Source organism: Pseudarthrobacter sp. NPDC092202 (assembly GCF_044755505.1).
Taxonomy (GTDB): domain Bacteria; phylum Actinomycetota; class Actinomycetes; order Actinomycetales; family Micrococcaceae; genus Arthrobacter.
On sequence record NZ_JBIVRG010000006.1, the window covers coordinates 1 to 22,699 of the forward strand.

Consider the following 22,699-nt stretch of genomic DNA (forward strand, 5'->3'; position numbering starts at 1 on the left):
GACGCCCGGAACACACCCCTGCCCGCGGCGCATCATCTCGCACCGGTCACGCCAGGACGGCCAGCCGAAGGCTCATCGGTGGATCGAGGCTTAGGGAGCAGAGGTAGACGATCCCTCGGCGCTGGCCGCGCCAACGCATACATTTGCACTTTCCGGTGCAGGAACCGGTAACGGGTAGGCGCCGACCCCGGCGGAACTTCGGCCAGGACAGCGCCCTGGTTGCACACGGCCCGCAGGAGGTCCTCATTTCCTGAGGGATAGAACCGGTCCACTCCCCCTGCCATGACAGCAATGGTGGGGACCGGACCGGTTGCCCCCGCAAGGGCCGCACGGTGGGCATGCGCGTCGATCCCGTACGCACCACCCGAGACTATGGTGAAGCCGCGCTGGGCCAGCGAGTAGGCGAGATCGCCGGTAACGGCGGCGCCGTAGCTGGTGCTGTCCCGTGAGCCCACAAGGGCTATGGATGTTGCCGCTCCGGGCAGCTGCTGTTCCTGTCCGCGCCACCAGAGGCAGATCGGCTCCTGGATTCCGAGGTCAGCAAGCTGGCTTGGCCACAGTTCATCCGACGGTATGATCAGCCGCCCGCCAAGGCGCGCCATGGTGGCAAGATCCCGCTCGGGAGCGAGGTCCGGTATGCGTGGCTGCCAACGCTTGAGGGAGGCGGCCATTCCGGCCCAGCTCGTGGTGGAACCATCGGCCGAAAGCAGCGCAGTGATCTCCTGCTCCAGCTCCGGACCAGCCGGGAGCTGTCCCGTGGCGATCCGCAGGGCGTCCACGGCCCCGGCTACCTGGACGAGGGCAAGGCCTGCAGCGTCCTGCGGTTCCATGAGGCGTGAGAGGGCGGCGCGTGAACGCCGCTCGGTGTCCAGACGCATGGCTGTCTCCTTCATGCTGCGGCCGCCGCTGCCTGCCGAAGCCCCAGCGCCTGTCCGATGTCGTTCGTGTCCGGCTGTGCCCGATACCCCAAATCGGCGAGGGTCCACGCAAGCCGGAGTACGCGGTCATAGCCGCGTGCCGTCAGGACGCCGCGCTCCAGGGAAAGGTCCAGGATGCGGGTTACTGCCGGTGCGAGCCGAAGCTCGCTCCGGAGGATGCGGCCGGGGACCTGTGCATTGGTTTCCAGCCCGTAAGGCGTCAACCGCTCCAGCTGACGGGCCCGTGCACCGAGCACCCGCCGCGCGACGGTTGCAGTGTCTTCCTCCGCCCCTGCCTGTCCGAAGTCGGCCAGGGAAACCCTTTCCACCTGCAGTTGGATGTCCACCCTGTCGAGGAGCGGACCGGACATCCTGGCCATATACCGCCGCCGCATCATGGGCGTGCAGGTGCAGTCGAGCCCTTTCCCGGAGGCCTTGCCGCAGGGACAGGGATTCGCCGCGAGGACCAGTTGGAACCGTGCGGGATAGGCAGCGGTTCCGGCTGACCGGTGAATCACCAGTTCACCGCTTTCCAGGGGCTGGCGGAGGGCATCCAGCACCCGGCGCTCGTACTCGGGCGCCTCGTCGAGGAACAGGACGCCGCGGTGGGCGCGGGAGGCGGCGCCGGGCCGGGGAAGGCCCGAGCCGCCCCCGATGATGGCCGCGGCCGTCGCGGAATGGTGCGGACTTTCAAACGGTGGCCGCCGGAGCAGCTGCACCGATGACGATGGCAGTCCGCACAGCGAATGGATGGCCGTGACCTCCATTGACTCATGGTCCCCGAGATCCGGCAGGAGCCCGGGCAGTCGTTCGGCCAGCATGGTCTTGCCGGCACCGGGAGGTGTGCACACCTAAGTATGCATGCGCGCTGACCTGATGTTATGTCCTAAAACGGACATCCCGGCGTGGGATTTTTGGAGGCTCAGCTCTCGTCGAACGGCAGGCTGACGACCTCATCGCCCGGGTCTTCCGGACTTGCTGGCGGAGCCGCGCTCGGGTGGTCCTGGTACAGCGCGTCCGAGGCGCTCTTGTCGTAGGTGTCGGAGAGGCCTGCACCCTTGGTCCCGAGGACCTGCTCCCAGTTGAATCCCATACAGACGACTTTATCGGCCGGTATCGAACTCGCGAAGGATTGCCTCGACGCGCGCGGTGAGTTCGTCGGCGCGCTTGAGGATCTGCTCTTCCTCCTCATGTGACATCTGCCGCCGGAGGCTGGCCTGCATCGGAGCTGCGGCAGGCACCGGAGCAGGCGCTGGCTCCGGACCGTCGAGCAGCAGGGTCATGGCACTGATAACCGCCGACAGCGACGAGGGGTGCATGGAGCGGTAGCTGTCGATCCATCCCCAGCGGTCGACGGCGGGCAGCATGCCGATGGAGAGGTGCCAGTCCGGATTGGGATCCGGCCGCAGGTGCCGGTGCGCGGAGCCAACTTCGTCGCGGCGGTGTCCCAGTACCCGGACGGAACCGTGCGACCACCCGCTGTTGGTGCCGATCACATCAAGCCACGACCAGGTGGCGCACGCCGGGCAGGTCTCCGGTTCCGGGGCGACGCCGATCTGCCCGCGCACCCGGTGCATTCCGTCCGGCCGCAGTCCCAGCGCACCTGACCTGTCCAGTCCGAGGCCTCCCTGGGAGCGAGGTGCCAGCAGCACCGCCGCGAACAGCATACGTCGCAGCCGCAGCCGGAAGACCCAGTGGGTGTCCGGGTGCTGGATGATCGCCGTTGCGCGCCGGATCAACCGCTGCAGGGAATCAGGGTCGTCCCGGTGCCCGCGCGGCCAGGCCGGGGCGACGGGATCTTTGGGAGCCAGCCGCCGGCGCAGCGCCGCGAGCACAGCCTGGGACGGCTGTACCTGCTGCACAAAGCGAGAGACTGTGGCCTCGTCGATTCTTCCGGCAGGCACGCCCGTGACCGAGCACCAGTCGGTCCAGAGGTCGGGAAGCGCCGTCGTCATCCTCACGATTCTCCCACCGCGGTCTGGTTCGACACGAGCGTCACCTCAGGTCAGGGTCAGGCCTGCTATTCGCGACCGCTCGCCCTTCGTGCATCTGCTCGGCATGGCAGATCAGTTGACGGAGACGCTTATTGACATCCTGGATCGCGTTACACAATTGGGAACCGCGCAAAACTCAGCCACCGGGCCTGAGTAAGTCTGCCGGACACATTAGTAACGAGATGCGCTCACGCGTCGTCACGGATGTAAGTTATGCCAAAAGCCTTGACTTGGCGGTATTCCTGAAGCTTGGTGGCAAGTTCGAAGGCGTCGCCCGTAATGTACTGAAAGATGTCCAACCCGCGGCCGAGCAGGATCCTCCATCCGGTGTCGGTGAGTATGGACCGATCATGGATAGCTCCGTCGAAGACGATGTCGACGTTGATGCCGGCGACAGAGGCTCCCTGCTTGACCTTCAGCAATAGTTCGTACTGCTTGCGGAGCTTGTCTTGTCCCTCGGTGTTCTCAGAGGTAACGAGCCGGACATTCACTTCGTCGGCCGCGTCTTTGGTGGCCGCGATGCCCTCGATGAGTTCCATGAGATTACGGGCCTGGTGGAACTGCCGGATGTAAGGGTCAGTTATGGTGATCTGCGTGGCTCCGCGCAGGTACGGGACCAAGAGAGTCTCGAAGGAGACTCCACGCTGGTTCTCCTGGAACTCCTGGTGGCCCTCAAACAGCGGTTTTACGGTGACAGGCTCGGGCGCAATTGGTTGACCGTCTTCCGCAGAAGTAGTGGCGTGCCCGGTTGGATCGCCTGTTGCGTCGTCCGCGTCAGTGCTTACGCGGCGCTCACGGTAGTAGTACGTCGGGTACTCGTCCTCTTCAAGAGTAGAGACTGAATGCCATGTACCGGCCTTGTCGAGGTAGCCGAACCTTACGTTTGCCATCGTTGAGTCGATGCGGAGGATCTGGTCCTTGACGCGCTTGCGGCCCTCGATGGCGAACTGCAGGATCTCTTCGATCTCTTCGGGTGTGGCTTCCCCGTGTGGGTAAAGGATTTTCATCAACCCGGAGAAGGTCTTGTGGATGCCGTCGCGATCTCGTGTCGAGATGTCCGATGACAGTGTGAAGTGCTGCTGGTAGCGGTCGGAGTAGTCCGCCGAACGCATCGACTTGAGCACCTCGGCGATGTAGTCGACGACGAACCCGTACCCGTTGGAGAACATCTCACCTCGGATGGTGTCGACTTCCCACCCTGGGATGTAGTGGTGCAGGCGGTCGAGGTACGCCGAGTCATGGTAGCTTTCGGGAAGCTCGTCGAACAGGTCGGAGTGTTTGAGCATGTAGGGCACGGTGTGCGAGGTGTTGCCGACGAACACCATTGAGGCCTCCGCGCCGAGCGTCTCGACGCCGCGGGAAAACGACTTGTTCGCCATGAAGTTCTTCATGATGTCGACGAGCGCCTTGTCGGTGCGCTTCTTCTTCCCCGCGAACTCGTCGAACGCGACCACATCCCAGTAGCCGACCAGCCCGATGCGGCCGTTGGAGTTGTTGACGAACAGCTTGGGGACGGTGACCTCGCCCCCGGAGATGAGCATGCCGTGGGGCGAGAACTCCGAGAAGATGTGCGACTTACCGGTCCCTTTGGGTCCGAGTTCAACAAGGTTGTAGTTTCGCTCGACGAAAGGGATGAGCCGCACGAGCTGGATGAGCTTGGCGCGGCGTCCGAACAGTTCGGGATTGAACCCGATCGACTGCACGAGCAGGTCAGTCCACTCGCCGGTTGTGAACTCGCTCCGCGCCGCGAGATAGCCCTCGAAGTCGAACTTCGACAACTGGATGGGCTTGATCGACCCCAGTATCCACGGCACCATTCGGGCGTCGTCGCTGTGGAAATACTCGATGTCGCAAATGCACCAAACACCACCGACAAGCAGTTTTGGGTGGGCCTTGATCGTCGCGGATTCGACGAGCACGCCCTTGATGCCGAGGTTGGCGAACTCTGCCTGGTAGACATCATCCTTCTCGTTGAGCGTGACGGTCACTTTGTCAATGATGCGGTGACGCCCACGCTCCTTGATCGTGGATTTCACGAGTTCGGACTGGTTCCGGTTTACGTAGTGTTCGGCGAGGATCTTGCGCACAGTATCGATGCCCGCCTGGATGGTGGCCTCGTCGTCGGATGCAGCATATTGGCCGAGCAGGTACTCCAGCACATAGGAGGGCACAATCGCGTTGCCCTTGACGGCCTTTACCAGGTCCTTGCGGACTACAACGCCGGGGAAGAGCTGGTTGATCTTACGGTCCAGTTCGCTCTGCACCGGAGTGGCGTCTGCCGGCAAGTTGGCCCTATCGGGTGTCTCTTGACTGACCTCGCTTACTTCGCTCATGGCTGCACTCTCCTTAGAAGTCGAAGTCCGAGGCGAACGATCGCTTGAGCGTGTAGATCGCCTTGGCGTAGACGCGCCACTGGTTGGTGCCCGGGATGAGTTCTTCAAGCCGGAACTCGACCGGGCGATTGTTGTAGTCGTTTGCGTCTTGGCTAAGTAGCATGTGCGCGTTCTGATAGCGGTCACGCTGGTCTGTCGAGTCCTGGTCAAAGGTGAGCGAGAGGTGATTTGATATGAGGATCTCGCCGACATACAGCCCCGCGCGAAGCACAAGGGGGCGAATCTTCTCGCTCACCGGCTCAGCCTGAAACAACTTGATGACCAGCTGGCCTGTCGTGATCTTGTCCGACTCGGGCATGATCTTGACGTTGACCGTTCGGACGTCGCTCTTGCGCTTCTTGTTGATCGCCAGCACTGGGACGACGATCTCCTGCAAGGCCGCACCGCCGTGGACGAATCGCGAGCCTGCGCCTGGAAGCCGCAGCCGATGAATCGACTTTGGTATCTGCACATCCAGGTCTCCATCGAGGCCGAGTTGGGCTGACGTGAAAGTCTTGAACGCGGGGACTTCCTTCAAGCCGTGACCGAGGACGTAACGGCGGTTGATCACCTTGATATCGTCGCCTTGCGGCAGTGTCGATAGATAGAAGGCGTCATCGAGTGCCGTGTCCTGGAAAAGGAAGCCGTGGTCCGCCGTGATGAGGATGTTCGTCGCGTTCGCGTTAGTCAATCGCTTGACAAGATCGACCAGTTCGCGAAGCGTGTCCTCGGCGGCCTCAAAGACCTGACGTTCCGTGCCGGCCTTGTCACCCGTCGCGTCGATGCGGTTGTGATAGACGTACAGCACCTGATGTTGCTGGTACAGCTCCCGCAGCTCGTCCCGGGTCAGGGAGAAGACGTTCTCGGCCTGAATCGCTTTCCCGTCAACGGCGTCGAGGAGCTTGCTGCGGTTCACGGTGCCGTCTGTGCGCTGACCATCGGCCAGAACGGGATCCCCGTCCTTGGAGTGTCCGATTGTGCTGTGTGGTAGCAGTGCCGCCATGCCCAGTTGGGTGTAGCTGGGCAGCACGCCGAGCATGGCTTTCAGGTCAGCGTCGTAGCGGTCTTCCTGGCGGATGCGCGAACCAAGTTCGTCAGCGATCTCATAGCGCAGAGCGTCCGAGATGATGACGACGGCCTTGCGCCGGCCGTCTCTCGTGATGGGTGCAACGTGGTCGGTGAAGAACGAGTTTTGGGGCCGGAGCAATGTGGAACGCCACTGTTCGATGCCATCGACCTGCTGTTGCCAGGCGTTACCGAGCTCGTAGAGAAACTTGTTGGCGTAGAACTTCTCCACTTGGATGCGCAGGGTCTCCAGCGGGCCGGGAAACTCTGCTGTGCGGGCGGCATATGTGAACTGTCGGTAGAGCTGATCGATGCGGAACCAGTCACCCCGGTATCGCTCCAATCCCTCATCGAGCGACTGCATTGACAGGTTAAGGGTGCCAAGCGCGGTCAGGAGTTCCGAGGCGCAGCCGATCGCTGTGTATAGCTTCCGGTACCCGTCGACCCAGATGCTGCTCTGACGGCTGCGGATCACCTCTGTAACCTCGCGGCCTGTGACCGTTCGCTCAGCGACCGCGCGTGCCAGATCGCTGATTATCTTGCGGTCAGTCTCCTCGAAAAGGTCGTTGCCCAACAGATCGCGGAAGCTTGCGTCCTCGATGGTGCCGGCATAGTCCAGATCTCGCGCTGCGCGCTTTGCGAGCGTCGTCAATGCGTCCTGGCTGCGGCGGTCGTACCGAAGGCTCCCGAAGTCGAGCTGGATGTTGCGCAAGCCGCCGGGTCGTTCGGACTTGAATCCGGCGTTGGCCTGCCGGAATACCCACAGAACGAAATCGGCGATGCTCTGGCTCGGCGACATGTAGCCGTAGATCGACGCCACGCCCTGCCAGTAGAACTCGTCGAGGCCGTGCTCGGCAAGGGCACCGTACTTGGCGTCCGCACCGCCGGCGTTCTCGATCAGCAGAGTGCGTGTGATCTCCAGAAGGCTGTGCTCGCTTTGACCGAGCAGAATCGCTGACATCTTGGCTTGCAGCAGCAATGCGTCATCGTCAGCGTCCAGCAGCTTCTTCAGGTCTTGGATGCGCTTGGCCGCGCGAAAGAAGCTCTCATGCGCCAGCACGACTTCGCCAATATCGTCGGCGGTGAGCCCGAGTTCCTGCTGCACTAGGGAGGTCCGGTCTGCTGTGAACACTCCGTAGGCCAGCTCCAGGTCCAGCAGCCAATTGCCGATCCCTGTCGGCACAGCACCCGAACGATAGACGAGGAACTTCGACTTGGGCTCCTGGTGGAGCAGCCGGTTCTTTACCGCATATTCGTCGTTATTGACGCGCAAAATCTGCACGTCCTCCAGGCCGAGCGTGTCGAGGTCAGCGGCGTATTCGCCCTCGGGGTCGTGCCAGAACACCACACGCTGAGTCTCAAAGCGACGATCCAGGTGGGGCCTGATGGCGGCGACACTCATGCTGATACTCCGATCTCGTCGACTGGCCCAAGATTATCCTCAGTGACAACGCGCTTCGTGAGAGTAGCGATGACGTTCTCCAAGCGGCGCAGCAAGTCGTCGTAGGAGATGATGTCGACAACATTCGAGTACTTCCGTCGGACGAATTCGAAGTCGAACCTCTCCTCTGTAGAGAGGTTGCTGTCTCGTCCGGTCAGAATAATCGCCTTTGGGTTGGCGATCTTGATCTCAAGGCCAGGGGGAAGATTCACTGCGTGCTTCTCGGTGATGACTTTCTCGCCGTCCCTGCCTAACTTGCTCAGGTAGAAGAGGTACTTCTCCGCCTGCATGATCGAGCCCGACAGCTCGCGCATAGGGACATGGTTATCGCGATACTGAGTCTTCGACATCAGACCGCGCTCGAACGGCTTCTTGAGCTCGATGATGTCCACACATCCATTGGACCCGACGAGCATGAGGTCGATGTAGCGGTCTGTCGACTTGGATTCGTTTGAGTACCGTTCCTTGACGTGGACATGGTGCAGAACCGCGATGTATTGGGGGAATACCAGCAGAAACAGGTCAGCCACTGCCCTCTGCCATTCAGCCTCGGAGTAGCCCTCCGCGTCCTTCAACATCTCAACCAGGCGCTCACGAACGTAAGTGAACTTCTCGAGCTCCAACTCGTTCGCCACCATAATCCGACCATGGGCTTCTACACCCTCTTCGGTCTCGGCACGTTCGCGGCGCTTGATATAGTTTTCCAGCCGCAGCTCGGCGTCGGACATGGTTTCCAGATATTCTCGCAGGATGCGGGTGACCCGGGTTGCTGCGTAGTAGTTGACCTCGGTCGAGGTCGGGAATCTTCGAAGCAGCCGGGCGAACTCTTCCACGGGGATTGCGCCTGCCCGATTTCCTCCGACGACGATCTGCTCCGTGAGTAAGTCGTCGATTCTTCCGAAGATGGAGATGTTGCGTTCTGCGATGAACGTTGATCTCGTCAGCAGCATCGTTGTTACGATCAGCAAGTCGTGCTTGAGGCCAAGGACGTCTGATCGTATGGTTCGATACTCACCTTCGTGGCTACCGATCACAAAGCGACGGATGTCCTCGTTACCCTCATCATCTTCGCCGTCAGCGTCTTGGCTTAGTAGATCCGTCTTCTGGACTGTGAAGACTTGCGAGAGGGTGGCATGGCCATCGGAGTCGAGCTTGTCATCCAACCATTTCACCGGCCCATAAGCCGGGAAATATACTAGGACAACCTTCGATCCGTGATCCTCGAAAGTGATCACGAGTCGGCCTCCAGCCCCGGGATCTTTTTGAGGGCGGCAGCGAACTTCGGGTAGTTGACCTTCACGCCGTCGTCGAGATCGATCTGCAGCTGCTGGGACGCCAGTGGGTATAGTACGTCGTGCTCATACTCGTCGAGTTCCAGTATTACCTTACGCAGGCGATCGACCTCTTTCTGGGCGGCGGCCTGCTCCCGCAGTGCACCTGTGCCTGCAGCGAGGCGCTCATGATGCTGGCGGCTGGCGTCCAGCTTGGCTTTGAACTCGCGCAGGTATTCGTTCAGTACGGTCGAAACGGTCGACGGCGTGTAGCGGTGCATGTAGACAAGAGCGTTGAACGACCCCTTCGAGCTGGAGAACAACCAGTAGATCGGACGCTTCTTGTACCGCTGCACATGATCCCTGTAGAACGATTTCACGAAGTAGTCGCGCAAGTCCTTCACACCAAGTGCCTCAGTGACGAACCGTAGGTTCTCCTCGAAGTGCTCCTCCCCAAACGCAACCCGTAGGAACTGGCGGAACCGCGCAAGGATGTCGTCCTCGAACCAGTCCCCATCGACGACAGGGATCACGTTGTCCTTATCCGGCATGAATGTCGGGTTCGGAACCGTGGCGAGGTAATCCTGGAGCGTGCCTCCCTGGCCCGCGAGAATCAGGCCAGGCTCATCAACGCTGTAGCGCCCGAACATGCAGCCAACGGCGTAGGAAATCAGTTCAGACACCAACTCTGTCACCGGCCGGAGCTCGAACGCCAGTTCCCTGTTCGAAGCATTCCCGAGCCCTGTGTGCAGAAGTTGGCTCACGCGGTCATCAATCACACGTCCGAGTTCCTCTTGCTGGTTGCGCCGCGTTTTTACGCCGTCCAGGTAAGAAGTGATTGCCACACGCAAAGGTGTGGAAAGGTCGCCAGAATTCCAAGGCAAACGACAGAAGCCATCGGAAGTTTCCCGCTCCTGCCAGTCGAGCCTCGCAAAATCGGTTAAAGCCTTACCGAGCCTCGAAAGTTCAGCCTTGGACTCCATATCCCACCGGGGGGCGGGGAGGTCGAGAACATTGGAAACCTGGGTGTTGATCGTCGGATTGAGCACACCGAGCAGCGATCGCACCTCGTTCGAGTTCAAGTAGGCCAGCATCGGGAACACATCGTCGATGTCGTCAGGGAACAGCGTCGGTGAAGCAGAGTCGAATTCCTCGTCTGCGTTCTTCAGCCGGAAGCTTAGGCGACCCGTGATCTTGGTCCAACAGACACCGACCCGGCTCCGGTTCTCCTCAGGATAGAGGCCCCCTCGCTCGCGGTAGAACGAAACCGAAGCATCCGCCCAGTCGACAACGAAGTCACGATTACCGAAGAAGGGGCGGAAGTCACCGCCCTTGACGAGCGGGAGCCATCTTGAAGAGGCCCCCGATACCTCCCACCAGAATCGGATGAACCGAGCACCGTCGTGAGTTTTCAGACGCCCGCCCGAGCGCCATCCGTCTGACAACCTGGGGCCATCGAAGATATCGAAGTTCTGAATCGCGTGTGCAAACGGTACGCCGGGGACCTTCAGGAAGCGCTCTGCGGCTACTTCCCGACGTGAAGACATGGTGGTGTCACAGACAGCCGAGCCGAGTTCCTTCTGCTTTGCTGCTTCGTCACGCTTATTGGACAGATCCACGAAGACTCCACGACGCTGACCTCCGCGTGCATCCTGCAGGATGAAGGCGGCGGTTGAAACCACCGCGCCACCGATGGAGTCAAAGGCTCCGGTACCAAGCTGGACGACTTGCACGACCCTCCGGGTCGTAAGCACCGAAACTCTGAACGCCCCATACGTGGACAGAAACAGCCAAGACTGCATGGTGATCATGCCTACTAGCCCGCCTCGTGTGGCAAGCGCGACGCACCGCTCGATGAACATGGCGAAGAGGTCGGACTTCGTATCGGTGTAGTTTGCCCCAGCGAACTCAGCGAGTAGAGGGTTCATACTCGCACTTCCCATGTAGGGCGGATTTGCAACTATGGCGTGATAACGCGACTTCAAGAACTCCGCTTGCACGATCACTCGACGAGCGCGTTCGTGCAGGTCGTTCTCGAAGATGCCTCCTTCAGAGGCCAGGAACTCATCGAGCTGACGGCCGAGCGGCTCAATCAATTCTTCGTTCGGTTGGATTAAAGCTCCGAAAGTGTCGGCGTGCTCGAACTGGTTCCAAAAGGTCTTCTCCGCGCGGCGGTCGTCGTCATGAGAGACGAGTATGTCCAGCTCGGTGGGTGTGAATGAGATGGGTTCAAGTACACAAATGTTTGGCTGCACCTGCTTGTTGAAGAACGTGCGCTGGCGGGCGCGCGCCTTCATCGTCAGGGCGAAGGCGGCCAACGCCCCGGAACGGGGATCGATCTCGGTACCGTAGAGGTTGTTGACGAGGATCAGGCCGGGGATGTCGGATGGAGCGTAGCCCTCCTCCTCGTAGATTGCGTACAGCAGATCGAAAGCGTAGGTCAGCATGTGGCCTGAGCCGCACGCTGGATCAATGACCTTCAGCTCTTCGGGGCTGGAGACGTTCGGATATTCCGTCTCCTCGTCGACAGGGGCAATGTAATAGTCCATCTGGTCGGCCAGCCGCGAAGTGGGCCGGTTAAGAAGCCAGAGTCGCCCGAGGGAGTTCTCAACGAGGTAGCGGACGATCCAGTGCGGTGTGAAAAGTTGGGTGGCTGCAGGGATCTCCGCGGCCCCGGCCTTCGTGTTCTTCCTGAATCCGGCGAAGACTTCGTTCTTCCGCTCCGAGATGTAGAACTGGTACAGCCAGCCGATGACCTCGACGTCATGGCAAACCTCCTCGCTAAGTACGCTCACAGCGCGGGCCAGCACGGAGTCGTCGGCGAGCAGGTTCGCGGGGATGAGCAGTTCGGTGTAGTCGCCCTCCCGTTCAAACATGAACGGCATAGAGCGGTTCCAATGCCGGCAGTACTCCGCAAGCAGTAGCGCGTACGCCTCGCCTTGCGGGTCGTCACTGCGGCGCGTGGCGTTGAGCAGGCCCGTGACGGTCTCCGCAGTGCGCTTGTTCGTGATGACCGCACTGTCGATGTTCCCGCGCTTGGCCTCGGCGAGTATCTCGGGTTGCCCTCCTTTGAGGCCCCGTTCGGGCGAGACGACACCGATGCCGGTGTAGCCGTTGGCGTCCATGAATCGCAGCGCGATGATGCGGTTGAACCACGTGTAGGCAACTTTGTCTGCTACGGCGTCGCGGCCCTTGTCCCCGCCGCCCGCCGCGTTGACTGCCTTGTCTAGCGCGGCGATGGCGTTGGGCTGTTCCTGGCGCAGCTCTTGCGATGCCAGAACGACGGAGATGCGGGCTGACACCTCGCGGATGAGTGCAGTGCGAGCCCATGTGGCGAACGATTTCAGAGGTGCGGTTTCCATCAGAGCGCGATTCTCTTTCCATCGTTGAGAGTGTTCAGCAGCGCACTGCGGAGCGCATCTAGATACCGGTCGACGTCATCCACGTTCTCGAGCACACCGTGGGCTCCGGGGACGATGATCCTCTTGACCGAGACGGTCTGCTTTGGTGTTGGCTCCGGGCTGTCCGTGCCGCCCGTAGTCCGGGCAGCGGATGCGAGCTGGTCGAGCAGCTCGGGATACGTCCGCTCCTCAAAGCCATTACCCTGTTCGCGGATGAGCGCGATCTGCCTCTCACTACCTAAGCGTGCGATGATCTGGTCGATTGTACGGGTGACCCGCTGCTGTGCTTCCTCCGTGGCATTGCCGTAGTAGGCGCTGCCGAGTACCTCGGACTTGCGTCCCTCGATGTCCTGGATGACCGTGCTGCGATAGGTGGCGAGCGTATCCTCGACTTTCGCGGAAAGGGCGTCTTCTGCCTGCTTGAGTTGGTTCATGCGGTTGCCCCGGAAGGCGTTCGGGTCGTCCAGGAGTCGCCTGACGTCGGCGTCGCTTCCTGGGGGCAGGTATCCGAGGTTGTTCGTGTTCGAGGTGAGCAGTACTACGGCCTCGTCGTAGATGACCTTCTGGCCTCCGCCCAGGAACGACTGAATAGGGTCGATCACGTTTTCCTTGGCGTCGAGCAATTCGTCGCCAAGACTGAATTCAGTCAGGTACCACTCGTCAGATTTGCCCACAGCCTGTTCGAGCAGGGCGATGGGGGCAGCCAGTTGCTCCACGAATGGGTATTTCGATCCGCTCACCAGCGCTCTTAACTCGTCGAGCTTTGCCCCGAGCTTTTCGCTGCCGTGCCGAGCCAGCTCCAGCGGGTCTTTCGGTGGGGTGGCCTCGTCGAAGAAGTCGGTGCAGAATTTGCGGAACGTCGCGACCTTGCGCTCGTCAAAGAGCTTCTGCGGGGCAAGCACGGAATGCGAGTGCTTCTGGGTATTGCGCAGAAGGGCTGCTACCTCGGTCCGCTTCAGCACGTTTCCATCGACGGTAACCGTGATCTTCGAGTTTCCAACGAGCCAGGCGATGACGACCTCTATCGAGGCGAGATCCCATCCGTAGGGCTTGGCCTGGAATGCATCCACGATCGTCTTGACCGTTACCTGCTCGCCAAGCCTGTCTCGTTGCAGCAGGAACGAAAGCATCTCGTCACCTGGTACAGCAAGCATCGACAGCGACGAATCGTCGATCATGCCTGACTGGTTGGGGTTGGCGAACACAGCAACCTGCTGCTCACTGTACGCAACACCGCCAAGCAGGCTGAGCTGGGTGTAAGTGCGGCTGATGAGGTCCTGGAAGCCATCGGTGACGCGCGCGATGGCGTCCTGTGAGGAGGAGGTTACGCCAGCGGCGTTGATCACGAGGTCCGCCTTGCCGACTGCGCGGCGGATGCGCTCGATGAGTTCCTTCTCGCGCTCGACGTTCTGCGTCGCCTTCGAGCGCAGGATTTGGTCCTCGATTGCGGACAGCGAGGTCGTCTGCTTGCGCTTGGTGTACTTCTCCGTCTTGATCAGCAGGCGCAGGTCCGAAAGTGCGCGCTCATCGGGCTCCAGGATGACGCGCAGCTCGTCCTTGCCCGCACTGTGCATCCGGGTTTCTTCGGGGCCGAATGGGTACTCCGGCGTAATGAAGTGCATGGTCAGTTCGCGCTGCTGCCCGTACACCTGATCGTCAAGCTTGTACCCGAAGGCGAAATCCTGTCCGTTCTTGGCGTAGCGTAACTTGCTCGTGCGAACCACGTCGCCGGAGATGATCTTGAAGAGCCGGCCGCTGACATCCGAGGCATCGATATCGACGTTCTTGATCTCCTCCTCGATGACCTGCTCTTCGTTGGTCAGGTACTCGTATAGGTTGCCGTTGCGCTGCACGTACGTCTGCGTCTCCAGCAGTGTAAGTGCCTCCTGCACCTGCTTGGCCAGGGCGGGCAGGTCAAGTCCGAAACGGTCGTAAACCAGCACGGTCAGGTTTCGTGGGGTGGCGTGGAAGCCCTCGACGTACTTCACCAGGAACAGAGCCTTGAGCAGCCGCACAGCCAGTTCGTTATCCAGGTTGCGCTCGGCAACGTCGATCGAACGCTGCGCGGCTGACTTCAACGAAGCGCGGATGCCAGCGAACATGTGATCGAACGTCGCCAGCCTGCCCACTTCGACATCGCCGATGCCCTTAGCGACCTGCTGCACGACGCCGAGCATCGACCGCTCACCAACTGAGCTGTTGCGCCCCTCGAACACATTGTGGTCGGAGATGCCCTCGATCGCCGCTTGGAACAGCGGGAACTGGTAACTCACAAACGGGTAGGTGCCGACGAAGTGCGCCTCGTCGGTGTAATTGCGATACGTCTTCGCGCCGTCTACGAAGTCGAACAGGGTCTTGAAGTTGGCGTGCTGCTCTGCATAGATCGAATTCAGCGTGGCCTCGCCCGCCTCGTTCTTCTCCAGCAGTCGCTTGCGGATGACCTCTTCCACATCGGCGCTGGTGAGCTTCACACGGGTGGCGAACCGGGCCTGGATCTTGGAGAAGTCGTTGCCCTGCTGCCTGGTACGGTCACCCACGACCTTGTCCATGTCTTCCTGGGAGGTCACGAACACCCACGCCCGGCCCTTGCACTTGGTGTTCAACGACTCGGCGATGGTCTGGAGGTTGAGCATCAGGTGCGTGTTCGATCCGATGAACTGGCCGACCTCATCGACGTAGAAGTTCAGCCGGTAGCCGTCTTCCTGCTTGTCGAGCCACGTCTTCACCTCGTCGGCGAAGTCCTCGATCGAGACCGAATACTCGTTGCGGTACTTGGTGAGGATGTTGGCCGGCGTGCCCTCGGCTTGGCCGCTGATCTCGGCATACGCCTTGGCGACGTTGACCTCTTCGAGCACGCCCTCTTCACGTCCCTGCGCCCAGTCGCGCCCGGAGATGCGGGCATATGCGGCTTTGAACGCCTCGTACTGGCCTCGGTTGTCCAGGTCCCTCTCGAACCTGGCAACGTGCCCCTGATTACCGAAGTAGCCGCGGCTCTCATCGAAGACCTTGACGAACACCTTCAGCAAGGCATCGGTCTGGTCCTTCGTAATAAGGGTGGCCTTCTGGTCGATGTTGAACAGGAGGCTCTTCGCCGGGATCCGCTCAGCCTTGGTCAAAAGCGCCGGCAGAAACGCATCCTGCGCCTTGGACCGGAAACTCTCGGAGACACGTGCCCGAGGGAAGTCCTGGCCTTCCACGTCGCCAAGGAGGTGCGCAAGCAACTTCAACAAGTGCGACTTACCGGAACCAAAGAAGCCCGAGATCCACACGCCGTTGGCGTTGGTGTAGTCCGTGTATGCCTCAAGCAACAGCTCCATGCCCTTGGCCGCCTCGTTGGTCAAGACGTACTCATCAACTTCGGTGCCCAGGTGCGCGGCATCGTCAGCCTTGATGACGCCCTCTATCGGGCGCTGGACGTCCTTGGCGAAGATCTGGTTCAGATTCATCGAGTCAAGCCTCCTGTTCCAAGATGTTCTTGGCTCGGTAGTACTGGTCGTCTTTGAGTCGACCGAACAGCACCAGGGATGACCCCAGCGTGTCGGACTGCTCATAGCGGCCTGGGAAAAACATAAGCATCGGCTTGTCAGTCACGACGCTCTGCAAGTTGTGCAGCACATTGTGGGAGCGGATGTATGGGAACACCTCACCAATGCCTGTGAGGAAGACGACGTCGAAGTCAGCCTCGCCGAGCTTGGCCCGGATGGCGGCCGCGATGTGTAGCTGCGGATCGAGCATCCCTTGGAGCAACTCACGGAAATCGGCCTTGTCCTGCTCGGGTTCAAGCGCGATCAGCCGATCCCAGACTCCGCGCTCCTTAAGAATCTCCACGGACAGATCGTAGAGGTTGACCTCGCGCACGCCGATGCCCTTGTTCGCCAGGCGATTCTTGATGCGCTTCTTCGACCCCGCAACCGCGAGTGCATCCTCAGGGTCGTAGGGGTAAATGAAGAACGGTACCTCGTTGCTCAGGCCCTCCATCTGGAGAAATCGTCTGCCACTGAGAACTGCGAACAGGTGCTCTTCCTGTTTGGATAGGTCGGTCTGAGTCACGGTTGGGCCCTCCCAGAAGTAACAGCATCGGTGGTTGGGAAGAATCGCAGGTCATTCGGACCACGCGCGGCCAAGGCGGTGGCCACCCTTTGAGACATCATGGCCTGCTGTATGTGCCCGCTGCTGGAAAGCAACCCTGCCTCATGAAGCATCCGGAACAAGTTTGAACGCAGCTTGCGCCGCGTGGAGTCCTTGAGTTCAGACAGCTCGGAGTGCCACAAAGACTTGCTTCGCACGAAGCTGTCGAAATCGTTGAGATCGAGCGACGGCGTAAGCAAGAGGAACCGCTCGCGTACGATCTCCTCAGCGAACTCACCAATCAGGTCATATCGACGGCAGGCCGCCGCCCACAGCAAGTGTCCGCGCTCAGTAGAGGTCGCCTCGATGAGTAGTTTGATTTCGTCGTCGGTCAGCACGGTGAGCCGTTGGATAACCTCACGCGCAAGCCTGAGCCCAGAGGCAACTGTCCGAGCCTGAAGCAAGTTCTCCCCCGCAACCACCGTTCGAACTCTTGCCCAGTCGCGTTCACGCAAGTAAATGGGCGCAATGATCGCCGCCTCACGCATGAGGAGGGCACCACTGGTAAATGAGAGTGCATAGCGCTGCGCCTCGGCATGCGGCTCGATCACGTGCAACCCCCTTCAGTTTTTTCAGGCAAGTAGCTTCGGCATTGTCCGAGAGGTATTCCTTCAGGTGCGGCCGTCAGCTCGGCGTCTCGTCGTCGCTCGATGCTGCAGAGCCTCCGCTGCGGACCCACTCGTCTACCTCGCTTGCCTGAAACTTCCAGAGCCTGCCGACCTTGTGGGCTGGCATGCGTTTATCACTGATCCACGTGTATACCGTGTCTTTCGTGATCCCCAGGTGCGCGGCAATGCCATCGGCGGACAGCCATGGTTCGGCCACGGTGGAGCCTCCAGTCGGGATTGGCAACGTCGGATAAAAGCCATCCTAGCTTCAACTGCATGTCTTCTCAGGGTTTGACTGGGTTTGACCGGGTTGAGCCTGCATGAGTTACGAGGCTTGATCCGCAGGACATCGTCCGGAAGATCACGTTAAGCTGTCGCAATGACGGAACTCTGGATCGCGTTGGTAGTCGCAGTTGTCGTGGCCGCCGGCGGCCTCCTTACTCTCACTCTTCGCAGGCACGGAAGTGCTCGCGGAGACAACGCGGCAAGAACCCCACTGGCGGCTGAGCCTTCGCCGAGCGAGACCTTGGCACCCGTCCAGGTTCTCCCCGCTTCGGGGATTCTGGTTCCAGAGGCCGTCTTGTCTGCAACCGGTGCATCCGTCTCGGTCGAGGAGGCACTGGAGGCCGCTTCGATTCCTATGGCGTTCGAGTACCACCCGATCACCGGCATTGAGCTTACAAAGTACAAGTCCGTTCCAGTGAATGCTGCCTTTCAGCAAGCACTCACCAACATCGTCCGCGCAGTGGATCCGAAGAGTGCAACGCTTTTCAAGGTGGTACTGCCGAAGGGTGCCGAGCTTGTTCGCGCCGTCGGCACCAGCGGGTTCCGCGGATTCGCGCGCGGACCCGCAAGTATCTCCACTCAAGCCGTCCTGTACCCGGTGGGCGTCGGAGGTGCAGCGATTGCTGGCTGGCCGGTCTTGGCCGTGGGTGCGTCGGTGATGGCTATCGACATGCTGGCTCAGCGGGAACAGCGAGTCCACCAGCGGCGGGTCGAGACGATCCTGGGACGTCAGGAGAAGCGATACGTAGACACGCGTATTGCGGCCCAGCGGACGACGGACAAGCGACTGTCCGCAGCAATCAGTTCCATACTCGACGGCAAGCTTCCCGATCTGGACGTTGTACAGCAAAAAGCCGGAGAGGAGTTCCACAAGGCGGACGTATTCTTCGAGGAAACCCGGTCCACCATCCAGTCCCTCCTAAAGTCTGACAGCGCCAGCGGTGCTGTCGACTATCGCAAGCTCGAAGAAGCCCTAGGTGGCAAAACGAAAGATCTCGACCACTTCGTTCGCGAACTTCACTTCGCTCGCGCCGCTGTCGCTCTCGGGCGAAAAGCTGTTCTCGCAGACGCCGCGAAAGCAGCGCTTGCCGATCCTGATAACCAGTACCTTTCGTTCCGAAAGTCTCTTGAGCGACACGCAGCGGATGTGAAACAGGTTGAGAGTCTCGAGGCTCAAGTCACGGAGGCGCTCACCACGCTGGAGCTCACTGGTCGCTGGCGTGAAACCAAGAAGTCGATCGCTGGCCGGCAGTCAGCCTTTCGTGAACGGGTGTCGCCTCCACGGATCGATCCGCCCGATACGGTGCAGTACCTCGCGCTTCCTTCGGGTGAGATCCATCAGCTCGTGCCAGTTGATGCCCCGTTCGACGAGGAGATAGAGGCTCAACACTCGAATGACGTATCACCATGATGAATGCGCCGCGATGGGGCACGGGTTGATCTTCTTCTTGCCTGATCGCGCGGTCGGGCAACAGTTCATGGCAGCGCACAAGAAGGCCCCTCGGCCTGGCGGGCGAATCTAGCTGCGTGTAGGCCTTTCGGAGCCTGATTCGCTTCCTGAATCGGTCCAAGAGTTCTACGCAGCCCGGCGGGCTCGGGCAGCTGTTGCTTCCAGCGTCAGCCGTATTCGCGGAGGATCTTGGCGACACGGGCGGTTAGCTCGTCGGCCCTGGCGAGGATCCGCTCTTCTTCCTGCGGCGAGATCGCGCGCGCGGCGGTACGAGGTTCGGGATCCGGCACAGGGGCTGGGACAGGCGCGGGGCCCTCGACCAGGGCGTTCATGGCGCGGATGACCGCCGAGAGTGACGAGGGGTGCATTGAGGAATAAGGGTCGATGTAGCCCCACCGATCAATCGCCGGCAGCATCCCGACGCAGAGGAGCCAGTCGGGACTCGCGTCGCGAAGCAGATGACGGTGCTCGTCGTCCTTCTGGTCGCGGCGGCGGCCCAGTGCCCTGACGGATTGGTGTGACCACCCGTTGTTGGTGCCGATGACGTCGAGCCACGACCACACGGCGCATGCGGGGCAGGACTGCGGATCGGGGGCGACGCCGATGCGCGGGCGCAGCCGCTGCATCTCGATGGGTCCAAGTCCCAGAGCGCCTTCCCGGTCCAGGCCCAATCCCCCGCGCCCGGGTGGCGCGATCAGCACCGCGGCGAAGAGCATCCGCCGCAGCCGCAGGCGGAAGACCCACTGGGTCGCCGGGTCCTGTATCAGGATGGTGGCGCGCTTCATGAGCCGGTGAAGTGACCCGGGGTCGCCTTTGTGGGCGTGCGGCCAGGCCGGGGCGACGGTCGGCTCAGGATCGATCATTCGGCGCAGCGAGGCCAGCACGGCACGCGAGGGTCCTGCTTGCCTGGAGAACAGAGCGAGGACTGTCTCATCAACCCGTTCGGCGGGCCTTCCCGTGACGGAACACCAGTCGGTCCAAAGGTCGGGCAAGGCAATCGTCATTCTCGATTGTCCCACCGGGCGCTGGGCGAGCTCTGTCTTCTACTCCTCTGGTCCACCTGGTCCGAGCGCATGATGATGTGATCAATGTGACCGATTCGACAGTCATCGCGTCACGCGAAGGCAGTTCTTCTCCATCGCCTGATAAGCGCACTTACCAGAGACCCGGTTCGAAGCCGCCCGTCGATCGCGGGTATGGGGAATCGCCACTGACAGACCATTGCGACTTGGATTCTCCGGCCAGTGAGTCGAGACTGGAGTCATGGCAGTACAGGTGAGGCTCGCAGCCCTCAGCGCTCCCACCGTCCCACCTGAACCGGAGGTGGACGACGAGCTGCGCGAGCTCGAAGAAATTTCGCGGTCTTTGGAAGGACACACGCTGTCTGCTGCCACCCGGCGCGCCTATGCCACGGCGTGGCGTGCCTTTGATGACTTCTGTACCGGCCACGGACTGGACGCGCTGCCTGCGCATCCGGAGACCGTGCGCTGGTACGTCGCCTGGATGTCCACGCAGCTCGATGACGACGGGCTCCCCCGGTTCTCCGTCGCGACGATCCGCCAGCGCCTGGCCGGTATCGGCGAGAGGCACCTGCGCGGCGGGCTTCTGGATCCCACGGCCCACCGCGGCGTGGTGGATCTCGTGCGCGGGCTGGCCAAGCTGCGGGCCACCAGGCCCCGGCGCAAGCGCCCTCTGCTTCTGGACGACGTGGTCCGGATCATCGCGGTGATGGAGCACGACACATATCCGGCAGGCGTGTCAGCCACCAGGGACGCCCTGGCGGTGTGGCTCGGGTTCGCAGGGGCCCTGCGCAGGAGCGAGGCGGCGGCCCTGACGCTGAACCGGCTCGAGCTGCACCCGGTCGATGGTGTCCACGTTCATGTGGGGGCCTCGAAGGCCGACCCGGAGAACGCGCTGCCGGACGTGGTCGTGCTGCCGTTCGGGAGCTCGCCGGCATCCTGTCCCCCGTGTGCGGTGCACCGTTGGGTCGTGCTGCTCGGGCTCGCCCGGCAGGACGACGCGCGCACACGGCGTCGCGGGATCATGCAGCAGCTGTTCTCGTACGGTCTCGAGGAGCACGTCTGCGGGGCCGCCGGCTCAACGGCGCTCATCAGCAGCGCCGACCTGGCCTCGGGCGCGCCCCTGCTCCGGGCAACGTACCGCAACAGGAAGGACGCCCGGATCCATGCACGGGCGGTGAGCGGCGACGCGCTGCACACGATGCTGCTCTCGCGCATGGTCGAGGCCGGGATGAACCCTGCTGCCTACGGCTTCCACTCACTGCGGGCCGGGCACGTAACCCAGGCGCGGCGCAACGGTGCGAGCACGGAGGAGATCATGCGCGCTGGCCGGTGGAGCCGGGCAGCGACGGTAGACGTCTACGACCGCGAGTTCAATCCTGCGGCACGCAACAGCGTCATGCGTCTGGGGTTGTAGACCCCTCGATGCCGGGGGCAACCCGGTGCCCGTGCTGGTCGTCCTCCTCGACCGGGACGCGGGCGTCGATGCTTTCCAGGAGGCGGAAGTCGACGACACCTTTGAGTTGAGCGCCGCCGCCGAGCACTTGAATGGCCTTGGAGAGCCGCAGCACCTCCAGCCTGTTCTTCTCCCACTCGCGCTGGGCCGCTGCGAGGTCGGCGAGGTACTGCTGCAGCTGGGCCTCGCTCTCTGCCTCCGGATCCTCGGCGACCAGGATCGCCAGGGGGACGTCCAGGGCCTTGGAGGCGGCGACCGCCTCGTCCAGGCGGACGGCGCGGATTTGCTGCTCTATCCGGGTCACCGCCGAAGGGTCGACGTTCGTTCCGAGGATCTCGGCAATCCTGCGGGCCAGCTCAGCCTGGCTGATGCCCAGGCGTTCCCTCTCCTGTCGCAGTCGGCGGGCGAAGAGGTCTCCGGGCAAGGCGTTCATCTGGTTTGGGCTCCTGGTCGGGTACATGGGCGCGAAGGGCTCAGCAAGAAGCGTATGCCGAGCCGTGCCGGAGCCGCACACCGCGCGCCCCGTCATGTGAAATCTACACGTTTTTGAGCAGAACGTCAGTCCTACCGCCGACACCTCGTTTGCGCTGGTCTTCGAGCACATTCCGGTCTCGTATCCGACTCGTCACTGATACGACTATGACTGATGACTCGAATGATGTACATTGGTCACTGAAGATGTGCACGTATACGAGTCCCTAGAGAGGGGTCGGCCGCATGATTGCAGGCATTTCGTCCCGCTCAACGGGGAGTCACGTCGCATCGGGAGAGACCATTGATAGGGCGCTGTGCTCTGTCTAGGCGAATCGGTTATGCCAGTCGCCTCGTGACACATGTCATGCAAGCGACCATTCGATAGGCGAGAGGAAAGAACCATGACGAAGATTTACGAGGCGGCATTCGAGCGGGTCGCCCTGCCCACCGCGGCGTGGGACCTGACGAGCTTCCTGGAGAACGCGAAGTCCCAGATCCAGCTCTGGGGCGGGCTGCTGCTCATGCTCCTGGGTGCGGTCGGACTGGTCTGGGGCGGCGTGCTCCTGATCAAGAAGCTGATGGCTACCCCGCAGTCCGCGGGCCAGCAGCAGGGCTGGGGCACCATCGCCCTGCTCATCCTGGTCGGCGGCGCGCTCGGCACCGGCGGGTGGTCGCTGATCAACACCATCGGCTCCGGCGGCCAGAAGACCCTCGAGGACCTCGGCGGCGGCTCGGTCCTCGTGCAGACGGTCAGCCACGTACTGACCAGCGGCGTCCTGGGCTAAGCCCGGCGCGGCAGGAATCAACGGCCGGGCACA

At 61.6% G+C, this 22,699-nt stretch carries 15 protein-coding genes and 2 pseudogenes; 3 read left to right on the forward strand and 14 right to left on the reverse strand.

Translation table 11 applies throughout. The annotated features are described in order from the left end of the window. Positions 1-128 precede the first annotated feature (128 nt). The 12 genes and pseudogenes from ACIQF4_RS11075 to ACIQF4_RS11130 form a co-directional block, all read right to left on the reverse strand. A pseudogene (locus ACIQF4_RS11075) lies at positions 129-893 on the reverse strand (DNA-processing protein DprA); the annotation flags it as partial. Then, positions 890-1,759: pseudogene (locus tag ACIQF4_RS11080) on the reverse strand (YifB family Mg chelatase-like AAA ATPase); the annotation flags it as partial. The pseudogenes ACIQF4_RS11080 and ACIQF4_RS11075, both read right to left, overlap by 4 nt. Before the next feature lie 80 nt (positions 1,760-1,839). Then, positions 1,840-2,010, reverse strand: coding sequence for a hypothetical protein (locus tag ACIQF4_RS11085; protein WP_400514637.1), 171 nt, complete (start codon positions 2,008-2,010; stop codon positions 1,840-1,842). Between the two features lie 10 nt (positions 2,011-2,020). Next, on the reverse strand, positions 2,021-2,872 hold the full coding sequence (locus ACIQF4_RS11090; RefSeq protein WP_400514639.1) for a hypothetical protein: 852 nt from the start codon (positions 2,870-2,872) through the stop codon (positions 2,021-2,023). Positions 2,873-3,099: 227 nt separating this feature from the next. After that, entirely contained in the window at positions 3,100-5,244 is a 2,145-nt protein-coding gene (brxL, locus tag ACIQF4_RS11095) for a BREX system Lon protease-like protein BrxL (protein WP_400514641.1), read from the reverse strand. A gap of 13 nt (positions 5,245-5,257) precedes the next feature. Beyond that, the gene (gene pglZ, locus ACIQF4_RS11100; RefSeq protein WP_400514643.1) at positions 5,258-7,750 is read right to left on the reverse strand and encodes a BREX-1 system phosphatase PglZ type A; all 2,493 of its coding nucleotides are present in this window, start codon (positions 7,748-7,750) and stop codon (positions 5,258-5,260) included. Continuing rightward, the gene (locus tag ACIQF4_RS11105) at positions 7,747-9,024 is read right to left on the reverse strand and encodes a Shedu immune nuclease family protein (RefSeq protein ID WP_400514644.1); all 1,278 of its coding nucleotides are present in this window, start codon (positions 9,022-9,024) and stop codon (positions 7,747-7,749) included. The genes pglZ and ACIQF4_RS11105 overlap by 4 nt, the downstream gene beginning before the upstream one ends. Further along, positions 9,021-12,422, reverse strand: coding sequence for a BREX-1 system adenine-specific DNA-methyltransferase PglX (gene pglX, locus ACIQF4_RS11110; protein ID WP_400514646.1), 3,402 nt, complete (start codon positions 12,420-12,422; stop codon positions 9,021-9,023). Before pglX ends, ACIQF4_RS11105 begins: the two co-directional genes overlap by 4 nt. After that, positions 12,422-15,907, reverse strand: coding sequence for a BREX system P-loop protein BrxC (gene brxC / locus ACIQF4_RS11115; RefSeq protein ID WP_400514648.1), 3,486 nt, complete (start codon positions 15,905-15,907; stop codon positions 12,422-12,424). Before brxC ends, pglX begins: the two co-directional genes overlap by 1 nt. Positions 15,908-15,911: 4 nt before the next feature. Next, positions 15,912-16,511, reverse strand: a complete 600-nt coding sequence (locus ACIQF4_RS11120) for a DUF1788 domain-containing protein (protein ID WP_366177326.1) — start codon at positions 16,509-16,511, stop codon at positions 15,912-15,914. Next, positions 16,508-17,140, reverse strand: a complete 633-nt coding sequence (locus tag ACIQF4_RS11125) for a DUF1819 family protein (protein WP_400514650.1) — start codon at positions 17,138-17,140, stop codon at positions 16,508-16,510. The genes ACIQF4_RS11120 and ACIQF4_RS11125 overlap by 4 nt, the downstream gene beginning before the upstream one ends. 73 nt (positions 17,141-17,213) lie before the next feature. Then, positions 17,214-17,414 carry a helix-turn-helix domain-containing protein gene (locus ACIQF4_RS11130; RefSeq protein WP_347783594.1) on the reverse strand — a complete coding sequence of 67 codons (201 nt, stop codon included), beginning with the start codon at positions 17,412-17,414 and terminating at the stop codon, positions 17,214-17,216. Between the two features lie 162 nt (positions 17,415-17,576). Here ACIQF4_RS11130 and ACIQF4_RS11135 point away from each other — a divergent pair, with 162 nt between their 5' ends. After that, the gene (locus tag ACIQF4_RS11135) at positions 17,577-18,893 is read left to right on the forward strand and encodes a hypothetical protein (RefSeq protein ID WP_400514651.1); all 1,317 of its coding nucleotides are present in this window, start codon (positions 17,577-17,579) and stop codon (positions 18,891-18,893) included. A gap of 206 nt (positions 18,894-19,099) precedes the next feature. Here the strand turns inward: ACIQF4_RS11135 and ACIQF4_RS11140 are convergent, their stop codons facing one another. Beyond that, the gene (locus ACIQF4_RS11140; RefSeq protein ID WP_400514652.1) at positions 19,100-19,936 is read right to left on the reverse strand and encodes a hypothetical protein; all 837 of its coding nucleotides are present in this window, start codon (positions 19,934-19,936) and stop codon (positions 19,100-19,102) included. Between the two features lie 259 nt (positions 19,937-20,195). On the opposite strand from ACIQF4_RS11140, the gene ACIQF4_RS11145 reads away from it, so the two are divergent. Then, on the forward strand, positions 20,196-21,368 hold the full coding sequence (locus ACIQF4_RS11145; RefSeq protein ID WP_257371054.1) for a hypothetical protein: 1,173 nt from the start codon (positions 20,196-20,198) through the stop codon (positions 21,366-21,368). On the opposite strand, the gene ACIQF4_RS11150 is transcribed toward ACIQF4_RS11145, so the two are convergent. After that, complete coding sequence (locus ACIQF4_RS11150; protein ID WP_142938930.1) at positions 21,349-21,840, reverse strand: helix-turn-helix domain-containing protein; 492 nt, start codon at positions 21,838-21,840, stop codon at positions 21,349-21,351. The genes ACIQF4_RS11145 and ACIQF4_RS11150 overlap by 20 nt on opposite strands. Positions 21,841-22,282: 442 nt before the next feature. Here ACIQF4_RS11150 and ACIQF4_RS11155 point away from each other — a divergent pair, with 442 nt between their 5' ends. After that, positions 22,283-22,666, forward strand: a complete 384-nt coding sequence (locus ACIQF4_RS11155) for a hypothetical protein (RefSeq protein ID WP_071416501.1) — start codon at positions 22,283-22,285, stop codon at positions 22,664-22,666. Positions 22,667-22,699 lie beyond the last annotated feature (33 nt).